The 24,662-nt window shown below is 38.8% G+C and carries 20 protein-coding genes; 11 read left to right on the forward strand and 9 right to left on the reverse strand.

All coding sequences use genetic code 11. From position 1 onward, the window contains the following. Positions 1–139 precede the first annotated feature (139 nt). The 4 genes from LG329_RS13825 (at position 140) to LG329_RS13840 (ending at position 3,721) form a co-directional block, all read left to right on the forward strand. Positions 140–1,180 carry a C45 family autoproteolytic acyltransferase/hydolase gene (locus tag LG329_RS13825; RefSeq protein ID WP_404451406.1) on the forward strand — a complete coding sequence of 347 codons (1,041 nt, stop codon included), beginning with the start codon at positions 140–142 and terminating at the stop codon, positions 1,178–1,180. 15 nt (positions 1,181–1,195) lie between these two features. After that, positions 1,196–2,113, forward strand: a complete 918-nt coding sequence (locus tag LG329_RS13830) for a DMT family transporter (RefSeq protein ID WP_404451407.1) — start codon at positions 1,196–1,198, stop codon at positions 2,111–2,113. A gap of 106 nt (positions 2,114–2,219) precedes the next feature. Beyond that, entirely contained in the window at positions 2,220–2,885 is a 666-nt protein-coding gene (locus tag LG329_RS13835; RefSeq protein ID WP_404456680.1) for a TerC family protein, read from the forward strand. Positions 2,886–3,049: 164 nt separating this feature from the next. Next, positions 3,050–3,721: a hypothetical protein gene (locus LG329_RS13840; RefSeq protein ID WP_404451408.1), complete on the forward strand. Its 672-nt coding sequence runs from the start codon at positions 3,050–3,052 to the stop codon at positions 3,719–3,721. A gap of 561 nt (positions 3,722–4,282) precedes the next feature. Here LG329_RS13840 and LG329_RS13845 read toward each other — a convergent pair. The 5 genes from LG329_RS13845 to kynU all read right to left on the reverse strand — a co-directional run bounded on the left by LG329_RS13845 (position 4,283) and on the right by kynU (position 9,929). Then, positions 4,283–5,617 (reverse strand): CoA-disulfide reductase, encoded by a 1,335-nt coding sequence (locus LG329_RS13845; RefSeq protein WP_404451409.1) that lies wholly within the window; start codon positions 5,615–5,617, stop codon positions 4,283–4,285. Between the two features lie 100 nt (positions 5,618–5,717). Then, on the reverse strand, positions 5,718–7,061 hold the full coding sequence (locus LG329_RS13850) for a sodium-dependent transporter (protein WP_404451410.1): 1,344 nt from the start codon (positions 7,059–7,061) through the stop codon (positions 5,718–5,720). A 74-nt stretch (positions 7,062–7,135) separates the two neighbouring features. After that, complete coding sequence (gene kynA / locus LG329_RS13855; RefSeq protein ID WP_404456683.1) at positions 7,136–7,915, reverse strand: tryptophan 2,3-dioxygenase; 780 nt, start codon at positions 7,913–7,915, stop codon at positions 7,136–7,138. A 104-nt stretch (positions 7,916–8,019) separates the two neighbouring features. After that, positions 8,020–8,661 (reverse strand): arylformamidase, encoded by a 642-nt coding sequence (gene kynB / locus LG329_RS13860; RefSeq protein WP_404456686.1) that lies wholly within the window; start codon positions 8,659–8,661, stop codon positions 8,020–8,022. After that, a complete protein-coding gene (gene kynU / locus LG329_RS13865) occupies positions 8,658–9,929 on the reverse strand; it encodes a kynureninase (RefSeq protein ID WP_404451411.1) in 1,272 nt (423 codons plus the stop codon). Before kynU ends, kynB begins: the two co-directional genes overlap by 4 nt. 225 nt (positions 9,930–10,154) lie before the next feature. Here kynU and LG329_RS13870 point away from each other — a divergent pair, with 225 nt between their 5' ends. From LG329_RS13870 to LG329_RS13900, 7 genes are all read left to right on the forward strand, one after another. Then, positions 10,155–11,735, forward strand: coding sequence for a Na+/H+ antiporter NhaC family protein (locus LG329_RS13870; RefSeq protein ID WP_404451412.1), 1,581 nt, complete (start codon positions 10,155–10,157; stop codon positions 11,733–11,735). 123 nt (positions 11,736–11,858) lie between these two features. Continuing rightward, positions 11,859–13,031 carry an LL-diaminopimelate aminotransferase gene (locus LG329_RS13875; protein WP_404451413.1) on the forward strand — a complete coding sequence of 391 codons (1,173 nt, stop codon included), beginning with the start codon at positions 11,859–11,861 and terminating at the stop codon, positions 13,029–13,031. A 96-nt stretch (positions 13,032–13,127) separates the two neighbouring features. Then, on the forward strand, positions 13,128–14,789 hold the full coding sequence (locus LG329_RS13880) for a thiamine pyrophosphate-binding protein (RefSeq protein WP_404451414.1): 1,662 nt from the start codon (positions 13,128–13,130) through the stop codon (positions 14,787–14,789). Between the two features lie 43 nt (positions 14,790–14,832). Then, positions 14,833–16,332: an aldehyde dehydrogenase family protein gene (locus LG329_RS13885; protein ID WP_404451415.1), complete on the forward strand. Its 1,500-nt coding sequence runs from the start codon at positions 14,833–14,835 to the stop codon at positions 16,330–16,332. 46 nt (positions 16,333–16,378) lie between these two features. After that, the gene (locus tag LG329_RS13890) at positions 16,379–17,548 is read left to right on the forward strand and encodes a saccharopine dehydrogenase family protein (protein WP_404451416.1); all 1,170 of its coding nucleotides are present in this window, start codon (positions 16,379–16,381) and stop codon (positions 17,546–17,548) included. A gap of 87 nt (positions 17,549–17,635) precedes the next feature. Beyond that, positions 17,636–18,400: an IclR family transcriptional regulator gene (locus LG329_RS13895; protein ID WP_404451417.1), complete on the forward strand. Its 765-nt coding sequence runs from the start codon at positions 17,636–17,638 to the stop codon at positions 18,398–18,400. 21 nt (positions 18,401–18,421) lie between these two features. Continuing rightward, positions 18,422–18,733, forward strand: coding sequence for a DUF3870 domain-containing protein (locus LG329_RS13900; protein ID WP_404451418.1), 312 nt, complete (start codon positions 18,422–18,424; stop codon positions 18,731–18,733). 82 nt (positions 18,734–18,815) lie between these two features. Here LG329_RS13900 and LG329_RS13905 read toward each other — a convergent pair whose 3' ends face one another. From LG329_RS13905 to mreBH, 4 genes are all read right to left on the reverse strand, one after another. Next, on the reverse strand, positions 18,816–20,261 hold the full coding sequence (locus LG329_RS13905; RefSeq protein WP_404451419.1) for an NAD-dependent succinate-semialdehyde dehydrogenase: 1,446 nt from the start codon (positions 20,259–20,261) through the stop codon (positions 18,816–18,818). Positions 20,262–20,313: 52 nt separating this feature from the next. Next, on the reverse strand, positions 20,314–21,498 hold the full coding sequence (locus tag LG329_RS13910) for an acyl-CoA dehydrogenase family protein (protein WP_404451420.1): 1,185 nt from the start codon (positions 21,496–21,498) through the stop codon (positions 20,314–20,316). Between the two features lie 18 nt (positions 21,499–21,516). Continuing rightward, complete coding sequence (locus LG329_RS13915; RefSeq protein WP_404451421.1) at positions 21,517–22,662, reverse strand: CaiB/BaiF CoA transferase family protein; 1,146 nt, start codon at positions 22,660–22,662, stop codon at positions 21,517–21,519. 803 nt (positions 22,663–23,465) lie between these two features. Beyond that, the gene (gene mreBH, locus LG329_RS13920; RefSeq protein WP_404451422.1) at positions 23,466–24,473 is read right to left on the reverse strand and encodes a rod-share determining protein MreBH; all 1,008 of its coding nucleotides are present in this window, start codon (positions 24,471–24,473) and stop codon (positions 23,466–23,468) included. Positions 24,474–24,662 lie beyond the last annotated feature (189 nt).

Below are 24,662 nucleotides of genomic sequence, written 5' to 3' on the forward strand. Positions count from 1 at the left end.
TCCTAATTTGATTGATTTCTAAGTGTTTATACGTACAGAAATAAAAATAGTTTCAAAAAGGTAACATAAACAATTTCGTTTCTTTCTTATTAGACTTCCATTAAACTGGTAATAGCAAAAAGTAAACGGGGTAATTGTAATGAAAAAAATATTTAGCGATATCATGCAATTTCGTGGAAATCACTATGATTTTGGATATAAACAAGGTATGGAATTAAAAGATTCGCTCACAATTAAAAACAGAAAGAAACAATGGAAAACACGTAAAGCTCGATTTGTTATTAATGAAGCATCTGTAAGAGAAGCTCTATCACCATATGCACCAGCTATTTGGGATGAACTTGTTGGTCTCAGGGATGCTTTAGAATGGCCAATTGATGATGTGTTGAAAGAGTTCGGAGGATATCGTTTAGAATATGGGCGATCTGGATGTTCTATTTTTACAGGCACCGATTATATGATTCGTAATTACGATTATCATCCAAGGACATATGAAGGACGGTATATGATCTATCAGCCAACAGATGGCGGGTATGCTGTGATTGGCCCATCTCAACGTATTACAGGTCGTATGGACGGTATGAATGAAAAAGGATTAGTAATGGGCTACAATTTTATGCATCGCAAAAAGCCAGGTGACGGCTTTATTTGTAATATGATTGGCCGCATTATTTTGGAACGTTGTGCAAATGTTAATGAAGCAGTATCCATGTTAAAAAATATTCCACATCGTCATTCATTCAGTTATGTTTTATTGGATGAAAATGGAGATACTTTTGTCGTAGAGGCAACACCGCGTGGAGTAGATGTGCGTCAATCAAACGTTTGTACAAATCATTTTGAAGTGCTAAAACATGAAAATCGATATCACCTTGATGACTCCTATAAAAGGATGAATGCCATAAACGCACACAAAGATCAAGTGTCGAATGGATATCAGGCATTTCGTATGATGAATGATTTGCACAAAGGTGTATTCTCAAATGATTATCGAAATTGGTCTGGAACCATTCATACTTCCGGTTATTTTCCAAAAGAAAGAAAAGCATGGTTTGCGCTTGGTGGAAATCGGGAGCCTGTTGTATTTGATTTTAATAAATGGTTAAAAGGTGAAAAGATTTCTACCACCCGTATATTAGGGGAAGTTGATACTGATTTGCCATTTGCTCATATGGATTGAGGTTGAGGTGGTAAGATGAAGAATTATTTAAATACAAAATGGTCCGTTATCACGATAGCGATTTTCTGTTCCCTCCTATGGGGAAGTGCTTTTCCGGTATTAAAAGTAAGTTATTCCGAGTTGCAAATGGCTCCCGAGGATACAATTGCAAAAATTGTTTTTGCGGGTATACGTTTTTTATTAGCGGGAGTTATTTTGCTGTTTGGCCTGTTAGTGGTCAATCGAAAAGCGTTATTGGTCACGAGGAGACAGGTTCCATTTCTCGTTATCTTTGGAATTATTCAAACAGCAGTACAATACTACTTTTTCTACAATGGTCTTGCAAATGTTTCTGGCATGAAGGGGGCTATATTGGTATCTAGTGGTACATTTTTTACAGTGATTCTTGCCCACTTTTTTTACCGGAATGATCGTTTGAATGCACCCAAAACGGTCGGATTGATAGCAGGGTTTGCAGGGATTATCGTGGCAAATTGGGGCCAGTCCTTTCAATTAGGCTTTCGATTGGAAGGAGAAGGTTTTATGATTTTCGCTGCATTAACAGGTGCGGTGGGTACCATTATGGCCAAGGAAATGGCAACTGGAATTCATCCTTTCGCATTAACAGGATGGCAGCTTACAATTGGCTCGGTGCTAATGTTGGTATTTGGATTACCACAAATGAAAGAAGGAGCTATGACTTTCACCCCACTTGGGTGGGGCTTACTCCTATATGCTGCGTTATTGTCAGCTGTTGCGTTTGCACTTTGGTATTCTTTATTAAAATATAACAAGGCAGGAGAAATCAGTATATATAAGTTTGTAACACCAGTGGCAGGAACTATTCTCTCTGCATTTTTTATCCCGAACGAAAATTTGAATGGACTAATAGTCGGTGCGCTTGTATTAGTTGCAGTTGGTATAATTGCAATTAACTTAAGACATAATTCATAACCTTGTTTATCTTTCTACTAGAATATAAATAGTTACTTTACAATAAAATTAGAAATAGTATAATTAAATCGGTTCAAGTAGAAAGGTGGCAACAATCTTGTTAGGAATTGATTTTACACAAGAATCTTTACTAGCACTTTTACAAATTATTGCAATAGATATTGTACTATCTGGTGATAATGCTATCGTTATTGCTATGGCAACTAAAGGGTTGCCTAAGAAACAACAAAACAAAGCAATTATTATTGGTACTGGTGGGGCGGTTATATTACGGATTTTATTTGCAGCTATAATCGTTTACCTATTACAAATTCCATTGGTTCACTTGATTGGCGGACTACTATTGTTATGGATTGCATACCATGTACTGGTTGATGATGAACCAGATGCGAATATTAAATCGTCGGGTACGCTGTCAAAAGCAGTAGGTACCATTGTCATGGCGGATGCTGTTATGAGTCTTGATAATGTAGTTGCTATAGCGGGGGCTGCTCATGGTCACGTCGGCATGATCGCAATTGGTGTGTTAATCAGTATTCCAATCATGATTTTTGGATCCAAACTGATTGTTCGTGTGATGGACAAGTACACATGGATTGCTTATTTAGGCGCGGGGATATTAGCATGGACTGCTGGTCAGATGATAACAGGCGATGAAGTTATAATTGATTGGTTAAACCTTAATAATGGACCAGTAATGTATGCAATTGTCGCAGGTATTACAGCAGCTGTATTATTAATTGGTTATTTAAGAAATAATAAAACTGCATAAGAAAATAACAAAATGAGAAATTAGAATGTATTGGTTCTCAGTATTGTTACATAAATTAAAGGTTTTTCCTAATATATGTTTAACTAGTAGGGTATAATGGGAAAATGACAGATGATATAATTTTAAATTAAAGTTAGTATGATTTAACTTTAGGAGGCTATTAAATGAATCTTTTTCAAGTAAGGAAAGGACAATTTGTTTATTACAACAACGAATTGCATAAAGTTTATTCCGTCAAAGCAATGTTTAAAAAGTCTGTTCACTTGTATCGATTAAAAGATATGCAACAGGTATTATCTAAAGCTAGTGATATTCAATTATATAGACCTAAGCATTTAGATTCGTTTATTTTTTATGGGAAGAGGTATACCATCGATCAAAGTAAACGTCCAGAAGCTGGGGACTATATATTAATTGTAAAGCCTGCACCAGATTTTCTTGATCATTATTCATTAAATGAAATTGAAAAGGTTGATAATGTTGAAGATGGCAATGTTGTTACCACAAGAGACAACGGGGTAAAGCATAGCGAATATGTTCTTTTAGTTCCAGGTAAATCAGACGGTAGTCATGACATAGCATATTTAGATAAAAATCTAGTTTCAACTACACAAGAGGCAGATGATGAGGCATTAGGAAATATGCCAGCTTCTGAGACAGAAATGAAACCAGTCGTTGGTGATATATACATGGATATTCAAGGTAAAACCAAGGCAATGATTGTTGCAATGACAGAAAGTGAAGTATTGTTTGGTCATGGTTTAAAGGTTCATGTAACTGAACTTATAGACGAAGATAAGTTTACGTTGGTTTATCGTTTAGAAGAAGATCTATAGTAAGAAAAAAGTGCTCCTGAAATCTAATTCAGAAGCACTTTTTATAAAGCTCTTTTCGTACGCATTGTTGCTTTTAATTTTTATAATTGATATATATTGCGAAGTAACCTTAGGTTTATTTCCAAAGACATGTGCTATTGCTGCCGTCCAGGATCGCTCCGGGCGGATGCTTTCCGCGGGCACGGCCTCAGCCTCCTCGAGAAAACCACTCTGCGGGGTCTTCGGACTCGTGCTGTTCCCGCAGGAGTCACCGCCCTCCACTCACCTGGACTGTAAAGCTTAAGAATTCTTTGTCATTTCTTCTAATGAATTCTGTTATTAGCAAATATTATACCAGCAGCCCGTATACACGTAGACTCCTGCGGGAGGAAAGGCATCGGTGAGACTACGCAGTGCGTTAGCACAAGGAGGCTCACCAGCCGCCCGCGGAAAGCGAAGTGTATACGGGCTGCGGCTGCCTAAGTAACTTGTTTTAATATTAGTACTACAGATCTAACATAGGAAGTTACGTCGTAGTTTATATCTACTCTCTTAAGAAGCAATCTTTGGGAAAACAGTCTTTTATAATGACATTGCTTTATAACCGATAATATTAATTGGATCTTTTGGTGAAGAATATGGAGGAGAATAGGCGAGTTCTAACTCTGCTAATTCGGTAACACTCAGTCGCCCTTTAATAGCTATCGCTAATACTGCAAGTCGTTTATCTACACCATCTTCACCGATTACCTGGGCACCCAGAACTTCACCATTATTTTTATCAAATAAGACTTTGATGGAAACCTTTTCTGCGCCAGGATAATACCCCGCATGGGATAACGCTTCATGTGTTACTCCTTGATAATCGATACCAAGTTGATCTAGTGAGGCTGCATTATGACCAGTTACAGCTACACTCAAATCAAACACTTTAAATATTGCAGATCCAAGCGTTCCTTCATATGGAATCTTTTTTCCTTGGAGAAAGCTTGCAATAATAAATGCTTGTCGATGGGCTGGCCAAGCAAGCGCCACGTGTCGTGGGGTCTTGGTTAAATAATCAGGTGTCTCAACAGCATCTCCTAATGCGAAGATACTAGTATCATTCGTTTGCATATACTCATTTACAGCAATTGCACCTGTCTCACCAACTTGGAGATTTGCTTCACTTGCAAGTTTCGTATTTGGTTTAATTCCAACAGCCAAAATAGTCATGTCTGCCTGCACACTGTCACCACTGGATAGTTGTAATGTTTTTCCTGCATCCGTAAATGATTCAATCCCGTTGTTTAGAATCAGGTTTACACCCTTTTCCTTAAGATGTTCCTGAATCGTACCAGACATATCGGGATCAACAAGTTTCATTACCTGCTTAGACCGGTCAATCAAGGTACAATCTATCCCGAGCTCACGTAGATTTTCCACCATTTCAAGGCCAATAAAACCAGCTCCGACGATTGCACATGTTTTCGGTTTGTTTTGTGTAATAAATGAATGAATGGCATCCATATCAGGTATGGTATGTAGCGTGAATGTGACCTCTTCATTTAATCCATGTAAGTCTGGAACCAGTGCATGGGCACCCGGGGCGAGGATTAAGGTATCATAAGATTCCTGGTGATCGTGATTATTTGCTCGGTATGTAACTTCCTTTTTGTCTCTATTAATTTGCACGACCTCAGAATTAATTTTTAGGTTAACGTTGTATTTTTCAGCAAAGTCATTTGAATCACGGAGTAAATCGTCCCTTTCCTTGACAATACCACCGATGTAATAGGGCATTCCACAATTGGAGAAAGCAATATGCTCGCCTTTATCAAAAAGAATAATTTCAGATTCTGGGTCCATTCTTCTAATTTGAGCGGAAACTGTTGCTCCACCGCCAACTCCTCCAACAATTACAATTTTATTTTCCATACGACACGCTCCTTTTCACTTTCTCTTATAGTGTACCCGTTCGCACCTGAAAATAAGCAAATAAAAAGTGCTGAAAATCAGCACTTTTTATTGTAGAAAATTATATAATTCCTAGTGATCCAAGAAAAACAATAATGATTGTAATTGGCACAACCCAACGCATAAGTTGGAACCATAGTTGATACCATCCGCTTGATAGATGGCTACTATAAGAAAACTCTTGCATCATTAACTCTTTATTCATTTTGAATCCTATAAAGAGTGAAATTAATAAACACCCACCTGGTAACAATATATTACTTACTAGAAAATCACTTGCGTCAAAAACAGTTAAACCAAATAGATTAAAGTTTGCGAGCGTGCTTGATGATAATGCAGCAGGAATACCTGCAATGAAAATGATTGACCCCGCTATAGCTGCTACTTTCTTTCGTGATCGATCATTGTTCGCTGTAAAAGCAGAAGTTATAATTTCCAGCATACTAAATGATGAAGTAAGTACTGCGAATATAAAAAGCAACAAGAATAAGCTTAGGAATACTTCACCAAAAGGCATTTGCGCAAAGGCTTCAGGCAATACCATAAATAAGAGACCTGGTCCTTCTGTTGGTGCTAGTCCAAATGAGAAAACTACTGGAAATATAGCCAGTCCCGCCAACAATGAAACAATAATATTCATGATGGAAACGGAACCTGCGGCCATAGGTAAACTTACGTCTTTTCCTAAATAGGAACTATAAGTGACCATGACAGAAATCCCGACTGCAAGTGAGAAAAACGATTGTCCTAAAGCATATAAGACACTTTCTCCAGTGATTTTAGAAAAGTCCGGTTGTAGGAAAAACTGTAGACCTTCCATAGCACCTTCAAAAGTTAATGCCCTGAATACCAATACAATAAAAAAGACAAATAATAATGGCATTAATAGTTTACTTGCTTTTTCAATTCCATCCTTTATTCCAAACGAAACGACAATTATATTAATCAACATAAATACTGCGAGACCAATAATGGTTATTAATGGGTTCCCTGTAATTGAGGCAAATAGTTCCTCGTAATTTGCATTGTCTTTTATAATTAAACCTGGAATAGATAAAGCGGAATAGATAAGTACCCATCCACCAACAACACTATAATAGGACATAAGCAAGAAAGCTCCAATTACTCCCCAGCGACCAATGATGGACCAGCCACTTTTTGGTGCGAGTTCTTTATACGCACTTATTGCTTCCTTTTGTGCCCCACGCCCGATAACAAATTCCGCAATTAATAAGGGTAGGCCGATTAGGATGGTGAAGCCAATGAAAAGTAAAAAAAAGGCGCCGCCACCATTCATTCCTGTCATATATGGAAATTTCCATATGGCCCCGAGGCCAATTGCTGCTCCAGCAGATGCTAGAATAAATCCTAACTTTGATGACCACTGATCTTGTTTTTTACTCATTTCATGACCTCCTTTTTATATGTTACCTTGCTCTGAATCCAAGCGACCTGCAGATATACTTGTATTCGATTTTGTTAAATTTTTGTACGGATGTCCCATAGCTCCGGGAAGAAGTAGTGATCCAATACCTTTTTTAGATAGCCAACCCCAGATGAACCTCCAGTACCAACTTTGTGTCCTATAATCCGTTCAACTGTTTTCATATGACGGAAACGCCATTGTTGGAACCAGTCCTCGACATCAACGAGTTTTTCTGCAAGCTGGTATAGTTCCCAATTATCTTCAACATTTTTATAAACGTCAAGCCAAGCCTTTTCAACAGAATCATCTTTCGTATATGTTTCTGAAAAGTCACGATCTAATACTTCCTTGTTGATGTCAAATCCATGCCGTGCAAGTGCTTGAATGGCTACATCATACAGGCCTGGCGCATGGTATGCTTCTTTTAAAATTGCGTGTAGTTCAGGATTCTTTTTATAGATATCCAAAATAAAATGGGTTTTGTAGCCGAGTACAAATTCGACCAGACGATATTGATACGACTGGAAACCCGAAGCATTTCCAAGCTTATCACGAAATTCCATGTATTCTGCAGGTGTTAAGGTTGATAAAACATCCCATGCTTGGATGATTTGTGTTTGAATTTTTGATACACGAGAAAGCATTTTAGAAGATGCTTTAAGGTCGTCCTGTTTGATTGCTTCAATTGCCGCTTTTGTTTCATGAATTATTAACTTTAGCCATAGCTCACTTACCTGATGAATGATAATAAACAACATTTCATCATGGTGGTTGGATAAGCGTTTTTGGCTCGATAATAATGTATCTAATTGCAAATAATCACCATAAGTCATTTTTTCGATAAAATCAGTGTGAATGTCTTTTTCGTTTTTAAATGTGTCATTTTTGTGCGAGTCTGACAAAATAATATCCTCCTTATTTGGTTGGATTTAATACTTTATTCAGTCGTATCTACTCTTCTTACGACTGCGCGTACCGGACTGCCATCTGAACCTTCAATGGCTAGTGGTAAAGCAATTAATTCATAGTTTCCTTGTTCAATTTTATCCAGCACCAGGTTTTCTAAAATATTTATCCCATTGTCATAAAGTGCATGATGGGTAGGTAGTTCCTTGCTATCAAGTGCATCAACTGATGGCATATTAACACCAAGCAATTTGACGCCTTTCTCAGATAAGAAATCCGCTATTCTAGGATCCAGGGTTGGGATCTTTTCCGGAAAACGTTTAGGGTTACTTGGTAGGGAAGTCTTTAATAATATACGTTTAACTCCTTGAATTGAAAAGGCAGAAAGTGTCTCTACAGTAACTTCCTGTACATGACTAACATCCAGAACCATTGCATCACCAATATAAAGATTCACATCAAGCTGCTCGATCGTTTTACCTTCATCATCAAAATGAAAAGGTGCATCCACATGTGTGCCAGTGTGTACACTAGTTGCCATCTGACCAATATTTACCGAACCAGAATCTTGTTTCGCAACCGTTAGGGAGTAGGAAAAGGGTTCATCCTCTGGCCAGTGTGCCATATCATTTGTCAAGGGCTGTGAAATGTCTATCCAATCGTGTGCCATTATGCTATCACCCCTCGTTTGTTTTCAAATTTTTTATACCGCTCTTCTTTCATGATTTTTTTTAAAATCCTAACAGTTTCCCAAACTTCTTCAAATGTATTGTACAAAGCTACTGGGGCAAGCCGTATTCCATTTGGTGTTCGGAAATCTGGAATCACTTTATCGGCTTTTAATGCTTTACAAATACGAGCAGCCTCTTCGTGTTCCAGAAAAATATGGCCACCACGTGTCTCCTCATCTTTCGGATTTGCAATCGTAAAGTGATAATCATTCAATTCTGATTCGATCAGCTCCATCATACATTTTGTTAAATGTAATGACTTCTTTCGAACACGGTCAATGCCTGCTTCTTGAAAAACTTTCAATGAACCAAGTAGCGGTGCTGCACTTAACACGTGTGGAGTTCCAATTTGATATGCACCAGCATCTTCAGCAGGGGTAAGTGTGTGCGACATATCAAACTGCTTTTCTTTTGACGAACTAAACCATCCTGCTAAGCCTGGTTCATTACCGAAATGCTTCTTATTCACATATAAGCCTGCAACACATCCTGGTCCACCATTAAGGTGTTTGTAATTACACCAAAAGGCAAAGTCAACCTCCCAGTCCGATAGGTGGTGAGGAATGGATCCAATAGAATGGCATAAATCGAAACCAATCACGATGCCTCGTTTGTGTGCTTCTTTTGTTAATGTTTTCATATCCAGTATTTGTCCACTGCGATATAGGACCCCCGGAAGCATGATTAATGCCACATCGTCCGTCATAGCCTTGATAATATCATCTGTTTCAAGTGTGTTCCCATCTTTACTTTGCACTTGAACAAGATGTTCACTTGGGTCGTAGCCTTTTAATTTTAACTGACTCTTTAAGGCATAAATATCGGACGGAAAATTTAGTGCGTCCGCTAAAATTTTTGTTTTGTTGCCATGTGGTTTATAAAAAGTTGAAACTAGCTGGTGAAGATTTGTTGTTGTCGAACCTGTTACAACAACCTCTTCCGTTTTTGCACCTATTAGTGGGGCGCTCATTTTACCTAGTTTTTCAGAGAGATAGAACCATGGCTCTACACCTTCAGTCCAACCATCAATAGCATGCTTTTTCCATGAATCTAGTAACATACCTGACGAATTTTCTGCTTGTTTTGATGGTAATCCTAACGAGTTTCCATCGAAATAAATCGTACCATTTGGAATGAAAAATTCATCTCGGAATGATTTTAAATCATCTCGTTCATCTAAAAACTGTGCATACGTTTTTTCTGTATTCAAATCAAAGCACCTCATTTTCATAATAGTGAAGAGTAATAATAGTTATTTAAACTATATATTTTCACACATGAAGTGTCAAAAGGCGAAGTGGACATAATGATTTTTTCGTATAAAAGAGGAATTTCTAAATATGTATAGAATACTAAGAATAATCAAACATAGAGGGAGGGTAGCTGGAGTAGAGTTGAAGATTGAGGTTCATAAATAGAACTGAGGAGGACTACCATGGAGGATACGATTTGGTCATTAGTACCACCGTTATTAGCAATTATCATGGTGCTGCTTACAAAACGGGTATTGTTATCACTTGGTGTTGGAATAATTGCTGCAGCGCTCTTCATCGAAAGCTTTAATGTAATCGGGTCATTTGGATTAGTTTGGGAGGCGTTTAAAGGTGTATTTGTTTCTGATGGGGCATTGAATCAGTGGAACGTTTTTATCCTATTGTTTGTCCTTATGCTTGGTATATTAACAGCTTTCGTAAGTATGATGGGAGGCACAAGGGCGTTTGGTGAATGGATGATTACAAGGGTGAAAACACGGGCTGGAGCACAAATTATGACGGCAATACTTGGAATCCTTGTTTTTGTAGATGATTATTTTAACAGTTTGACTGTCGGACAAGTGGCTAGGCCTGTCACAGATAAGCATCGAGTATCACGTGCAAAACTTTCTTATATTGTAGACTCTACTTCAGCACCTGTATGTGTCATTGCGCCTGTCTCTAGTTGGGGGGCCTATATTATCGGCATAATTGGTACTGTATTTGCGACAAATAGTATTACAGAATACAGTGCATTTGGTGCATTTTTACAGATCATTCCGATGAATTTTTATGTCTGGGCAGCTTTGGGTGTAGTTTTTGTAGTTGCAATCAGGCAGTCAGATTTTGGACCAATGAAAAAGCATGAAGATTTAGCACTTGAAACAGGTCAGGTGATGAGTACGGAAAGTAAAGAAAAAATTGATTCCTCATCAAATCTGCCGACAAGTAAGATAGGAAAGATCAGTGATCTGGTCGCTCCAATTGTTGTCCTATTTTTCGCGACGCTAGGGTTTATTTATTGGACTGGGCTGAAGGCCGTTGAAGGAGAAGCAACATTTATTAATATTTTTGGGAGCGCAGATGTACCAAAATCACTTATGTTTGGTGGATTAACGGGGCTGTTGGTAACGTTTGTTTTGTTTATTCGTCATTTAAAAAGCGGTGATTTATCAGGTAAACATTTTGGTTTGGGATTATTGGAAGGTACGAAGTCAATGATACCTGGATTCTCTATTCTAATTTTTGCTTGGGCAATTGTCACTTTAATTGGAGGACTTGGCACTGGAACGTATTTAGCTGGAGTTGTGGAATCTTCTAATCTAAGTATCATGTTGTTACCATTAATTGTATTTATAATGGCAGGGTTCATTGCATTTGCAACAGGAACATCATGGGGATCGTTTGGAATATTATTACCGATTGCAGGCGAAATTGCAGCTTCTACAGATGTGACGCTAATTCTTCCAATGCTTGCAGCAGTTCTAGCTGGAGCCGTATTTGGGGATCATTGTTCACCGATTTCCGATACAACCATCCTGTCATCAACAGGTTCAAATTGTGATCATATGGATCATGTAACAACACAAATACCGTATGCACTTTTAGCAGCAGGTCTTGCAGGACTTGGGTATTTGGTATTAGGAATAGTAGGTAATGTTTGGGTAGGACTTGCGGTAGTTTTACTTGGATTAGTTGTTTTATTTTTCACGTTAAAAAAACCTGAAAAAATTTCTGAAGTTGAGGAAAGCATTGCTAAATAAGTATAAACACAGGTGATTTAAAATCTGTAATTTTTAAATAATTGCAAATCTTGAATCCCTGATTTATACTTACGTTATAAGCATGAAATGCCGTTTCATTTATTGAAATGAGGGGGAGAAATGATGACGTTTGTTTCTGACAAGATAAACACATTACCACCTTACCTGTTTTCGGAATTTCAAAAAAAGAAGAAAGAATTGGAGAAAAAAGGCGTAGATGTTATAGATCTTGGCATTGGTGCACCTGATCTACCTACCCCGGATTTTGTGATTGACAGATTAACGAAAGAGGCAAGAAATCCGTTAAATCATCGCTATTCAACCTATAGCGGAACGCAGGAATTTAAGCAGGCAGTCGCAGACTTTTATATGACCCACTACGGGGTGGAACTTGATCCAAACACAGAGGTTTTGGCATTAATTGGTTCTAAAGAAGGTATTGCAAATTTAGTGCAAGCGGTGATTAACCCGGGCGATACGGTATTAATACCAAATCCAGGATACCCAGTATACCGTACAGCAGTTCATTTAGCTGGTGGAAATAGCATCGATCTTCCACTAGATGCATCGAATGGTTACCAACCATTGCTTGATCAGGTTTCAAAAGAGGATTCTGAATCTGCGAAGCTTATGTTCTTAAATTATCCAAGTAATCCGACAGCAGCTACCGTTGACCTTAATGTATTTTTGAAAGCGGTTTCATATGCGGAAAGTAATAACATAATTGTTGCGAATGATGCGGCATATGATTTGGTAACGTTTAAAGACTACAAAGCACCAAGTATCTTACAGGTCCCAGATGCAAGGGAGTATGCAGTTGAATTCGGTTCATTATCGAAAAGTTTTAATATGACAGGTTGGCGCATAGGATATCTTGTTGGAAACAAAACGGTTATTAAAGCATTATCAACGTTGAAAAGTAATATTGATACATGTCAATTTCTCCCCATTCAATTGGCGGCAGCAACAGCGTTAAAAAGTGATTTAAAATCAGTTGAAACAAATAATCTTGTATACCTGGAACGAATGGAAAAACTACATGAAGCATTAAACCAAATAGGTCTACAAGCTGAAAAACCTAAAGGCACTATTTTTATATGGGCAAAAGTTCCAAAAGGATATACATCCGCATCGTTTGCAGGTCAAATGTTAGATAAAGCAGGTGTTATTGTTACGCCTGGTTCTGCATTTGGCTCGGTTGGTGAAGGCTATATCCGTATTGCTCTATCTGTTACAAGTGATCGATTAAACGAGGTAATTAAGCGATTCAAAAGCATGTCTTACACTTTAGGATAGTTATATTTTCATCGGAATAAAGTATAAAAAAGTCTAAGGCTTTCGCCAATTGTACTTGGTGTTAAGTCAAGATTTTCTAAGGTTGAGGTGAATGAAATGGCTTTGCAAAAGAAAGTGAAAATGACGGCAGCACAGGCGATTGTAGAATGTATGAAATTAGAAGAAATTAAGCATGCATTTTGTGTGCCCGGTGAAAGCTATTTGCCGCTACTCGATGCTTTGCATGATGCGGAATCGATTGAAGTTGTTTCTACAAGACATGAAGGTGGAGCCTCCTTTATAGCAGAAGGATATGCAAAGGCAACGCTTAAGCCAGGTGTTGTTATGGCTACTAGGGGTGTGGGTGCAGCTAATCTATCAATTGGAGTGCATACTGCTTATCAGGATTCGACTCCAATGGTTGTGTTTTTGGGCCAGGTACATAGTAAGTTTAGAGGTAGGGAAGGATTTCAGGAAGTAGATTTAGATCAATATTTCAAGCACATCGCAAAATGGTCTGTTGAAGTAAATGATCCAGAGCGTATGCCGGAACTTGTTCAACGAGCTTTTCGTATTGCTCAAACAGGCAGACCTGGCCCTGTGATTGTTTCATTACCAGAAAATGTGCTTCCAGCTCAAGCAGAAATGTCATTTGGCCCACCAACCATTAAACCAAAGCCTGCACCCTCTATTGAAGAAGTGAAGCGGATAGAGAACATGTTAAGCAAGGCAACAAACCCATTAATCATTGCCGGTGGTGGAGTGAAATCCTCGCAAGCGGAAGAGAGCTTGCTAGCATTTGCTGGAAAGTCTTCAATACCAGTACTTGCTGCCTTTAGACGACATGATGTTTTTCCAAATAATCATGCATTGTATTGCGGGCATTTAGGGTTAGGAACGAATAAAGAGGTCTTGCAAACCGTAAAGGATGCGGATGTCATTCTAGCTATTGGAACAAGGTTGTCAGAAGTTACAACACAAGATTATAAGATTATCACTTCAGATAAAAAATTGATTCATATCGATATAGACTATGAAACACTTGGAAAAGTTTATTCCCCAGATATCGGGATTGTAGCTGATAGTGGGGAAGCGTTGGAAAAATTAACGGAATTAACGTTTGCAGAATCATGGACAGCGTGGGCAAATGAAAGAAATGCTGCGTATCAACAGGTGAGTCAATTAAATGTAACTAGTGCAGATGTGATTAATAAACAAATCATAGCTTTATTGGAAAAAAAGTTACCAAAAGATGCGGTCTTAACAAATGACGCAGGTAACTTTGCGGGCTGGCTTCATTCTTTTTATCCATTCACAAAAGCCCGAACCTATGTAGGACCTACATCAGGTGCAATGGGCTACGGAATGCCAGCAGCATTAGGTGCAAAACTGGCATCACCTGACAAAACCGTTGTTTCCCTCTCAGGTGATGGTGGATTTATGATGACAGCCCAGGAACTCGAGACTGCTGTTAGATATCAGGTACCAGTAATAAGTCTTGTATTTAATAATAATATGTATGGAACCATTCGAATGCATCAGGAAATACATTATCCGGAAAAAGTAATAGCTACTAATTTAGGTGAAGTTTCATTTAGTAAACTAGCAAACAGTGTTGGTGCTGATGGCTACACCGTACAGACACTCATTGAATTTGAAAGTGCGCTAGATCAAGCGCTTCATAATGAAGGTCCATCTGTAATAGAAATAATAACAGATGGAGAAAATATCTCGGTCTCTTCAACGATCCAACAGCTGAGAGATCGATCAAAAAAGTAATCTATTAACCTATATAGATAATAATTTTTAGGAGGTATTCATCATGGTAGAAACACTATTACAAGTAAAAAAGCTAGCGAATTATATCGGTGGAGATTGGATTGAGGCAAAAGGGGAAACCACCCCAGTTATTAATCCGGCAACAGGTGAAACTGTAGTAGAGGTTCCACTTTCAGATGCATCAAGTGTAGACGATGCAGTAAAAGCTGCACAAAAAGCGCAAAAGGAATGGGCACTAGTTCCAGCTCCTATGCGTGCAGAAGTTCTTTATCGTGTCGGGAGCATCATGAGAGAACGCAAAGAGCGTCTTTCTCAATTATTAACAATGGAAAACGGAAAAGTAATCGAGGAGGCTCGCGGAGAAGTCCAAGAGGGAATCGATATGGCATTTTATATGGCGGGTGAAGGTCGTAGAATGTTTGGGCAAACTACACCGGCCGAGTTAAAGGATAAGTTTGCAATGAGTGTCCGGGCACCAATCGGTGTAGTTGGTTTGATTACGCCATGGAACTTCCCCATTGCAATTGCAACGTGGAAGTCATTCCCGGCAATTGTGGCAGGCAACGGGGTTGTGTGGAAACCAGCAACTGAAACCCCAATTATGGCTTTTGAGTTGGCGAAAATATTTGAAGAAGCGGGATTACCTAAAGGTGTAGTTAACGTAGTATTTGGTTCCGGTTCAAGTGTAGGAAACGGAATGGTTAACCACGATGGAATCCGAGTTATTTCCTTTACAGGGTCTAATGATACAGGGCGTAAAATTGCCGCACAATGCGGACAACAGTTGAAAAAAGTTTCCCTTGAAATGGGCGGGAAAAATGCAGTTATTGTAATGGATGATGCTGATTTAACTTTAGCTGTTGAAGGTATTCTATGGAGTGCTTTTGGCACAAGTGGTCAGCGTTGTACAGCATGCAGTCGTGTAATTGTCCATGAGAAGGTCAAGGTTGAACTGGAAAAACGGTTACTCGCTGAAATGAAAAAGTTAACAATAGGAAATGGATTGGATGAATCCATTAAAGTTGGTCCAATTATCAATCAAGCCGGTATAGATAAAATACAAAGTTATATGGACATTGGTAAAGATGAAGGTGCTAAATTACTTGCTGGTGGCTATGTAATGGATAATGGTGAGCATCAGAATGGTAATTATTTTGCACCAACATTATTTTCAGATGTAAAACCAGAAATGCGAATTGCATTAGAAGAAATTTTTGGTCCAGTAGTTTCGCTAATACCAGTTAAAAGTTTTGAAGAAGCGGTTGAGGTTAACAACAGTGTGGAATATGGATTATCGAGCTCAATTTTCACAAATGATGTAAATCAAGTGTTCAAAGCACAGCGCGATCTAGATACTGGAATTGTCTATGTAAATGCCGGAACTTCTGGTGCGGAGATCCATTTACCATTCGGTGGAACAAAAGGAACAGGAAATGGTCACCGTGATTCTGGTGTTCAAGCATTAGATGTATTTACTGAATGGAAAGCGGTTTACGTTGATTACAGCGGAAAATTGCAGCGCGCTCAAATCGACGTGGAATAGATAGATAGAATAATAATTTTCAAAATTTACTCGGGGAGTGATTTGGATGAAGATAGGTGTATTGGGTTCTGGTTTAATGGGAAAGGAAGCAGCTCGAGATCTAGCATTAAACGAAGAAGTTACAGCTGTTGGATTAGCAGATATTGATATTAATCGGGCACAACAAGTTTGTGATCAGCTAAATTCTCCAAAATTAACTGCTTACAAAGTGAATGCAGGTGATATAGGAGACCTTGCAAACTACATGAGCCAGTTTGATGTAATTATAAATGCATTGTTTTATTCATTCAATGAAATTGTTGCCAAAACTGCTATCCAAGTTGGTGTCAGCTCGGTTGACCTGGGTGGACATATCGGTCATATGACCGATAAGGTTCTCGCACTCCAGGAAAAAGCGAAGGCGGCTGGTGTTACATTAATTCCTGATTTAGGTGTTGCACCAGGAATGATCAATATTTTATCAGGCTATGGTGCAGGGAAACTCGACAAATTAAAATCTATCCAGATATTTGTTGGTGGAATTCCTGTACGGCCAGAGCCTCCATTTGAGTATAATCATGTATTTTCAATGGAAGGTGTGTTTGATCATTATACAGATCGGTCGCTGATTGTCCGGAATGGAATTAAGCAAGAAGTTAAATCACTAACCGAGGTAGAAACGGTTCACTTTGAAAAATTTGGGCCGCTCGAGGCATTCCATACATCTGGTGGCACTTCAACCTTATCACTATCATATCCAGACATCGATACACTAGAATACAAAACTATTCGTTACCCTGGTCACGCTGAGAAATTTAAACTCTTAGTTGATCTTAATCTTACCCGAATGGATTATGAGGTAGAAGTGAACGGGCAAAAAATCAACCCGCGAGAAGTTTTATTAAAAGTGCTTGATCCAATCGTTGATTTAAAAGATAAGGATGACGCTGTTCTGTTACGTGTAAAGGTTTCAGGTGAAAAAGACGGTGTACCCACAACGTTTGACTATGAAATGACAACTTTTAAAGATAGAGAAAACAATGTAACCGCGATGGCAAGAGCAACCGCAAACACGATTTCAGTAGTAGCGCAGATGATAGGAAATGGCACAATTACAAAGCCAGGTGTGTATCCACCAGAACAAGTCGTTCCAGGTGATGAATACATCAAACAAATGGCAAAACGCGGTGTCATGATCCATGAATCAAATAATTCAAAAGCACATGTGAATATATAAGAATGACGGTTGATTTCTGAGAAAACAGCCCTCTACCAGTAATGGGTAGGGGGTAATTTTCTTAAGACGCACGAAGGAGTAGTTATAATGAATCAAAGCGTAATCAAGGCATTAAAATTGCTTGATTTATTTAACGAGGACATACAGGAATTATCGCTGAGAGAAATTGCATGGAGGGCTAACCTACCAAAACCAACTGTTTATAGACTATTGGCATCATTAGTCGAAACAGGTTTTTTGCAAAAAATAAAAGAAACTGATCAAGATAGTAGCTACAGGCTTGGCTTGAAATTACTAGAGCTCGGACATTTGGTTTCAAATCAATTGGAGATTAGAGAAATTGCTCTACCATATATGGGAGATTTAGCTCAAGATATTAATGAGGTCATTCACATTGTAATTGCAAACCAAAACGAAGCTACATATATAGAAAAGGTTGATAGTACACGGGCGATTCGCCTTTATACAAGAATAGGAAAAAGCTCACCGCTTTATATAGGTTCTGGCCCTAAGCTATTACTAGCGTTTATGGGGAAAGAAAAGCAGGAGATAGTTCTTGGTGAAGCGAAATTATATGCAATCGATGATCATCGTGTTATTGATAAAAAGAAACTGCAAGAGGAATTAGAGACCATCCGCGCAGAGGGGTATGCCTACAGTATTGGTGAGCAAGACCTAGAAACTACAGGTATTTCCTATCCATTATATAATTATAGGGGACAAGTCATTGCTGCATTAACAGTAAGTGGATTATCTAGCCATTTCGAAGGGGAGAATTTACAAGTAATTAAAATGAAAACGCGGAAAACTGCGAAAAAAATATCTGAAAAGCTTGGACATAGCATTAGTTAATAAAGGAAGGAGTATGAAATAATGCATACAGTATTTATTGCGGGACATGCCAAACTTCCCTCAGGGATGGCAGCAAAGAGTATATATGATACCTTAACCATAACAGCCGAAGTGGATAAGAAATATGGTGTAATTGTAACTGCAAGCTGCACCTTGGCAACCCTTCATGGACGTGAGTATGTTCAGCAATTATTGCGTGGGCATAGCTTACAGGATGGAATTGAAAAGCCAGTCGAAGAAATACGGTTACATTATTTAGGGAAAGCAGGCAACGCACTGATATCAGCGTTAAAGGATTTATATAAGCAATATGAACAATATACACAAACATGAAAATGTCCTACCAAGCTATTTGGCAGGACATTTATATTGACTAGGGCCATAACACTCCGTACTCGACCCATAGGGCACCTTACTAATCTATTGATATCGAAACATATTTCATTTCCAAAAATTCCTGCATACCATGGTGTCCACCTTCTTTACCCACACCAGATTGCTTAATCCCACCAAACGGTGCTTCAGGAAGTGCTGGAAACACATCATTAACACCAACAATTCCATAATCAAGTCGTTCCGAAACACGAATCGCACGACTTGTTTTCTCCGTGAAAATATAAGCGGCCAATCCATAATCGGTATTGTTAGCCTTCTGAAGTACCAAGTCTTCATCCGTGAATGTCTGGATAGGGATAACAGGGCCAAATGTTTCTTCATTCATAATGATCATGTCATCCGTAACATCAGAGAGAATTGTAGGATGATAGAAATAACCTTCTAAATCACCATTCCATTTACATCCACCTGTTTCAATATTTGCACCTTTTTCAACAGCATCATCCAAATGTGATTGCACTTTTTTGGCTGCACTTTCATTAATCAATGGCCCAAGGTCTGTGTTATCTGTTAAACCATTACCAATTTTTAATTCGTTAACTTTATCTGCTAATGTATTTGTGAATTTTTCTTTTATTGATTCATGTACATATAAGCGGTTTGCGCAAATACAGGTTTGACCATTATTTCGGAATTTACTTCCTAGTGAAAGAGTTGCAGCTTTTTCAATATCTGCATCATCAAAAACTATTATTGGTGCATGCCCACCAAGCTCCAATGATAGCTTTTTCACATGATCAGCGCTTTCTCGCATTAAATGCTTGCCAACTTTAGTCGATCCGGTAAAAGTAATCAAACGAACTTGTTTGTCGGATAGCATCGTATCACCTATTGCCTGCGCATCACCTGTAACAAGATTCACGACTCCTTCTGGCAAACCTGCTTTTTCAAGTATCTTTACAATTTCAATTGCTGAAATCGGAGTTTCTGGTGAAGGCTTAAGTACGACTGTACATCCTGCAGCAAGTGCTGGACCTATTTTTCTTGTAATCATGGATGCTGGGAAATTCCATGGAGTAATAGCCCCAACAACACCAATAGGCTGAGGAATGACCATTAATCGCTTAGATTTGACCGAGGAAGGTATCAATTCGCCATATCCACGGCTTGCTTCTTCGGCATACCAAAGGAGAAAATTAGCTGCACCCTTAACTTCACCAATAGCTTCTTTAAGGGGTTTTCCTTGTTCGGTTGTCAAAATTTCCCCTAAGCGATCTGCTTCCTCAAGCATGATCTGTGATGCTTTGTATAAAATTCGTGATCGTTTACGACCGGTTGTTTGTCCCCATGTTTCAAATGCTTCAGAAGCAGCTTGAATTGCTTTTTCTGTTTCTGCTTTTCCTCCATAGGAGACTTCACTTATTGCCTCAAGTGTAGCTGGATTATAAATCGTTTCTGTTTCTTTTGAATCAGCACCTTGCCAATTACCATTTATAAAAATGCTATCGATATTTTTTTCAATCATTATTTTTCCTCCTATCTATTTGTACGCCGCTGACCAGTCGCCTCCGCTTTTCTTACTCCCATGCGGGTAACATTTTGTTTAGTTGTTTATCTTTTCGATATCCAAGTACATATTCTGCCTGCATAACCGTATGAATCTCACGTGTTCCTTCATAGATAACAGGTGCTTTGGAATTGCGTAAATAACGCTCGACAGGGTATTCATCGGAATAACCATAGGCACCGTGAACTTGCACGGCATCATCAGCTGCTTTGTTAGCAAAATCACAGGCTTGCCATTTTGCAAGTGAAGTCTCACGGGTGTTTCGTTTCCCTTGGTTTTTTAGTTCCCCAGCACGGTACACAAGTAAACGGCTCATTTGCAATCCGGCTTCCATTTTTGCAATCATTTGTTGTACCAGCTGATGGCGACCAATTTCTTTACCGAAAGTTTCACGTTCATGACAATAGTTAACACTAGCTTCGAGGCATGCCATGATTTGCCCACAGGCTCCAGCAGCCACTGTGAAACGTCCGTTATCTAGAGAAGCCATTGCAATTTTAAAGCCTTCTCCTTCTTGACCAAGAAGGTTTTCTTTTGGAACTTTTACATGATCGAAAAAAAGTTCACCTGTGTTACCAGCGCGAATACCGTGCTTACCTTTTGTTGCCTTTGAGGAAAAGCCTTCCCACGTACGCTCCACAATAAATGCGGAAATACCGTTATGTTTTTTGCTTTTATCCGTATAGGCAAAGACCAAGAAGTGATCGGCAGTATCACAAAGGGAAATCCATGTTTTTTGCCCATTCAAAATATAGAAATCTTCTTCTTTTGTTGCGGTTGTATTTAAAGCGGCTACATCTGAGCCAGCTCCAGGTTCGGTTAAGCCAAATGCACCGACTTTTTCACCTTTAGCCTGTGGTACGAGATATTTTTGTTTCTGATCTTCATTACCCCATTGGAGTAATGACATACTATTTAATCCAGTGTGTACGGAAACAGCAGTACGAAATGCGGTATCACCCCTTTCTAGTTCTTCACAAACAATTGCAAGTGAGTTATAGTCCATACCGCTCCCACCGTATTCTTCGGGGATACAAACGCCCATTAAACCAAGGTCAGAAAGTTTGTTCATCACTGCAGGATCAGCTTTTCCAGTACGGTCCCATTCGGAGATATACGGCATGATTTCCTTATCTACAAAGTTTCGAACCGTATTTCGTAGCATTTGTTGTTCTTCTGTGAATTCAAAATTCATATGATCATCTCCAATTTATTATTTTGTATAGCGAGCAAGTATTTCTTTTGTATGTTCACCAGCATCAGGTGGATGGTGCTTATATTGTACTGGTGTTCGTGATAGCTTTAGTGGGCTTCCAATCATTTTTACTTTTCCTGCGGTAGGATGCTCGCAATCAATGAACATTTCTCTAGCCTGTAGCTGTGGATCATTTGTAACTTCTTCAATATTTTGTATGGGTCCACATGGAATACCATTCTTCTGGCATTTTGTTTGCCAGGAGGCTGTAGGTTGCTTTTGGAAAACTTCTTGCAGCAACGGGATTAACACTTCTCGATTTTCCACCCGATCCGAATTTGTTCTAAATCGTTTATCCTCTGCAACTTCCGGTTGTTCCAAAATCGTACATAAAGCCTTAAATTGCTTATCATTACCAACCGCAATAACCATTTGCCCATCACTTGTTTGAAAGGTTTGATAGGGCACAATGTTAGCATGATGATTTCCAAGTGCTGTTGGAATTTTGCCTGACATCAAATAATTACTACCGATATTAACAAGGGAACTAACGGCAGAATCGTAAAGCGAGAGGTCAAGCTTCTGACCTTTGCCGGAAACTGTACGCTCGAGAAGTGCTCCTTGGATTCCAATACAAGCATAAAGCCCTGTTAAAATATCTGTTATAGCAACTCCAAGCTTCTGTGGACCTGATTGCATATCTCCAGTGATGCTCATTAACCCACTCATCGCCTGGATAATGAAGTCATAACCGGGCATTGCCTGATATGGACCTGTTTCACCAAACCCTGTAATCGAACAGTAGACGATTCCTGGATTTATTTTAGCTAGAGTTTGGTAATCGAGTCCAAACCTATCCATAGTTCCCGATTTAAAGTTATGGAGAATGACATCGCTTTCATTAACCAGTTTTTTAATGGTCTCTATACCGTCACGTGATTTTAGATCCACTGTTATACTTTTTTTGTTTCGATTCGCACATAAATAATAGGCGCTTACATCATTCTGAAAGGGAGGTCCCCATTTACGGGTATCATCACTGCCCCCAGGAGCTTCCACTTTAATAATTTCAGCACCAAGATCACCTAAAATCATGGTGCAGTAAGGGCCAGCAAGCACGCGCGACAAATCTAAAACCTTGATATGCTCCAATGCACCAGCCAAAACAACCACTCCTCTCCTTAAAATACATTAAAAAAAGCCAATTCAAACTGACTACAGTCGTGCTGTAAGTCAATTTGAACTGGCTCATGACTGTTGGAACATGCCTGGAATTGGCATGTAAACAGATTAGACAGTGTCTAGCTGCGGCTCTTTGAGATTCGCGATAGAAGTAATGAACACTTTACAGTTCCTCAATTATATCGCGAACCCCAGACCAGTCGCCTCCGCTTTTTCGTTTAGATAATAACGCTGATCATGTGAATGAAACGTTTGCGCATTTTTTACATGATTCTTTCTAACTTCTATTCTATTATATTCAGAATTATATGTAAATGTTTTCTTTTAGAAAACTTGGTTTATCGCCAAGCCTTAGTTGCACTTATGCAGTAAGAAAGGATTTATACTTTCTTAACTGCTAAAAAAAGCTGAATCTGTTTAGATTCAGCTTTGAGTAAATATTGTTCATTGCTAGGCGCTTCTGGAAAGGGGGAGTTCTGAATATCGGCCATTACAAAGATATATCCGCCATTATTTTGATATATCGGCCGTTTTGAAAATATAACCGCCGATATTTTTATATAACCGCCATTATGAAAATATAACTGCCAATTTCTTGATATATCGACCGATTTAATCCCAATGCGTTTCCCGCCAACAGTCGCCTCCGCTTTTCGTTCTGTCTAGCTGCGGCTCCTACAAGCTGCCGTCATAAGCAATGAACACTCCGAGCACAAAAACCATGTGCTCTACGGTCTCTTGACTATGCTTGTCGTCGCTGGGCGAGCTTAACGTAGCTTTTCTGTTTACTTAGCGGCTTTTTGTAGTTTTGCGATCATTTTTAATGCTCGGCCTGTTCCGATTGCGACTGATTCAAGTGGATTAGGAGCTATGTGAACAGGTACGATGATTTCTTTTGCTAGCCAATCTTTCATACCATTTAATAATGATCCACCACCAGTTAATACAATACCACGATCGACGATGTCACCACTAAGCTCTGGTGGACAGTTTTCTAGCGTTGCACGAATGGTTTCTAGAATTTGTTCTAGAGATTCCTTTAATGCATTATAGATTTCTGTTGAGGAGACAGTGATTGTTTTTGGTAAACCAGTAACCATATCCCGACCACGAACTTCCATTTTATCCTCTTTGTGATCTGGGTATGCGTAGCCAATTTCAATTTTAATGTTTTCTGCAGTTCGTTCACCAATTAAAATATTGTAATTCTTACGGATATATTGAATAATTTCTTCGTCCATTTTGTCTCCGCCGATACGTACGGAATTACAGGAAACAACACCACCAAATGAAATGATTCCAACTTCTGATGTTCCGCCTCCTATATCAACAATAACGTTCGCAATCGGTTCGTCGACAGGTAAGTCAGCACCAATTGCTGCTGCAACAGGTTCTTCTATTAAATGTACATGTTTTGCGCCATAGCTTGTTACAGCGTTATGGATTGCTCTTCTTTCCACAGATGTACTTCCAGAAGGTGTACACACAACAACTGTTGGTTTACGCATGGAAAGCCCCATTTTTTTGCTTACCTTTTTCAAAAATTCCTTTAACATTTGTGCGGTAACATCATAATCAGCTATTACCCCATCTTTTAGCGGACGAATAGGAACGATATTTTGTGGTGTCTTACCAACCATTTCTTTCGCTTCACTTCCAACCGCAACAACATTTTTCGTGTTAATATCAATAGCCACTACAGATGGCTCATTTAAAACAATACCCTTTGTTTTTGAATAAATAAGTATATTAGCAGTACCAAGGTCAATACCAATTTCTGCGTTAGATAACATTTTAGCTCCTCCAATGATGACAGTTTTCAATTATAGCATTTCTATACTATAACATTATTTTTGGGGGTAGTTAAGTACTTTACAGATATTGGATTCAACCATATTCAATGGATGAAAAAACCCCAAGAGCCCTTATATAATAAGGGTTCTTGGTTATTGATATGCATGATTATACAGGGTTTTGCGCTT

Source organism: Virgibacillus necropolis (assembly GCF_044793635.1).
Classification (GTDB): domain Bacteria; phylum Bacillota; class Bacilli; order Bacillales; family Amphibacillaceae; genus Virgibacillus_F; species Virgibacillus_F necropolis_A.

Excerpts from the sequence above, each read along its gene's own strand:
- LG329_RS13895 (WP_404451417.1), top strand. The coding sequence starts at position 17,636 with ATGAATCAAAGCGTAATCAAGGCATTAAAATTGCTTGATTTATTTAAC.
- LG329_RS13830 (WP_404451407.1), top strand. The coding sequence starts at position 1,196 with ATGAAGAATTATTTAAATACAAAATGGTCCGTTATCACGATAGCGATT.
- LG329_RS13845 (WP_404451409.1), bottom strand. The coding sequence starts at position 5,617 with ATGGAAAATAAAATTGTAATTGTTGGAGGAGTTGGCGGTGGAGCAACA.
- LG329_RS13840 (WP_404451408.1), top strand. The coding sequence starts at position 3,050 with ATGAATCTTTTTCAAGTAAGGAAAGGACAATTTGTTTATTACAACAAC.
- kynA (WP_404456683.1), bottom strand. The coding sequence starts at position 7,915 with ATGACTTATGGTGATTATTTGCAATTAGATACATTATTATCGAGCCAA.
- LG329_RS13910 (WP_404451420.1), bottom strand. The coding sequence starts at position 21,498 with ATGAATTTTGAATTCACAGAAGAACAACAAATGCTACGAAATACGGTT.
- LG329_RS13875 (WP_404451413.1), top strand. The coding sequence starts at position 11,859 with ATGACGTTTGTTTCTGACAAGATAAACACATTACCACCTTACCTGTTT.
- LG329_RS13885 (WP_404451415.1), top strand. The coding sequence starts at position 14,833 with ATGGTAGAAACACTATTACAAGTAAAAAAGCTAGCGAATTATATCGGT.
- LG329_RS13825 (WP_404451406.1), top strand. The coding sequence starts at position 140 with ATGAAAAAAATATTTAGCGATATCATGCAATTTCGTGGAAATCACTAT.
- mreBH (WP_404451422.1), bottom strand. The coding sequence starts at position 24,473 with ATGTTATCTAACGCAGAAATTGGTATTGACCTTGGTACTGCTAATATA.
- LG329_RS13900 (WP_404451418.1), top strand. The coding sequence starts at position 18,422 with ATGCATACAGTATTTATTGCGGGACATGCCAAACTTCCCTCAGGGATG.
- LG329_RS13850 (WP_404451410.1), bottom strand. The coding sequence starts at position 7,061 with ATGAGTAAAAAACAAGATCAGTGGTCATCAAAGTTAGGATTTATTCTA.
- LG329_RS13890 (WP_404451416.1), top strand. The coding sequence starts at position 16,379 with ATGAAGATAGGTGTATTGGGTTCTGGTTTAATGGGAAAGGAAGCAGCT.
- LG329_RS13880 (WP_404451414.1), top strand. The coding sequence starts at position 13,128 with ATGGCTTTGCAAAAGAAAGTGAAAATGACGGCAGCACAGGCGATTGTA.
- LG329_RS13870 (WP_404451412.1), top strand. The coding sequence starts at position 10,155 with ATGGAGGATACGATTTGGTCATTAGTACCACCGTTATTAGCAATTATC.
- LG329_RS13905 (WP_404451419.1), bottom strand. The coding sequence starts at position 20,261 with ATGATTGAAAAAAATATCGATAGCATTTTTATAAATGGTAATTGGCAA.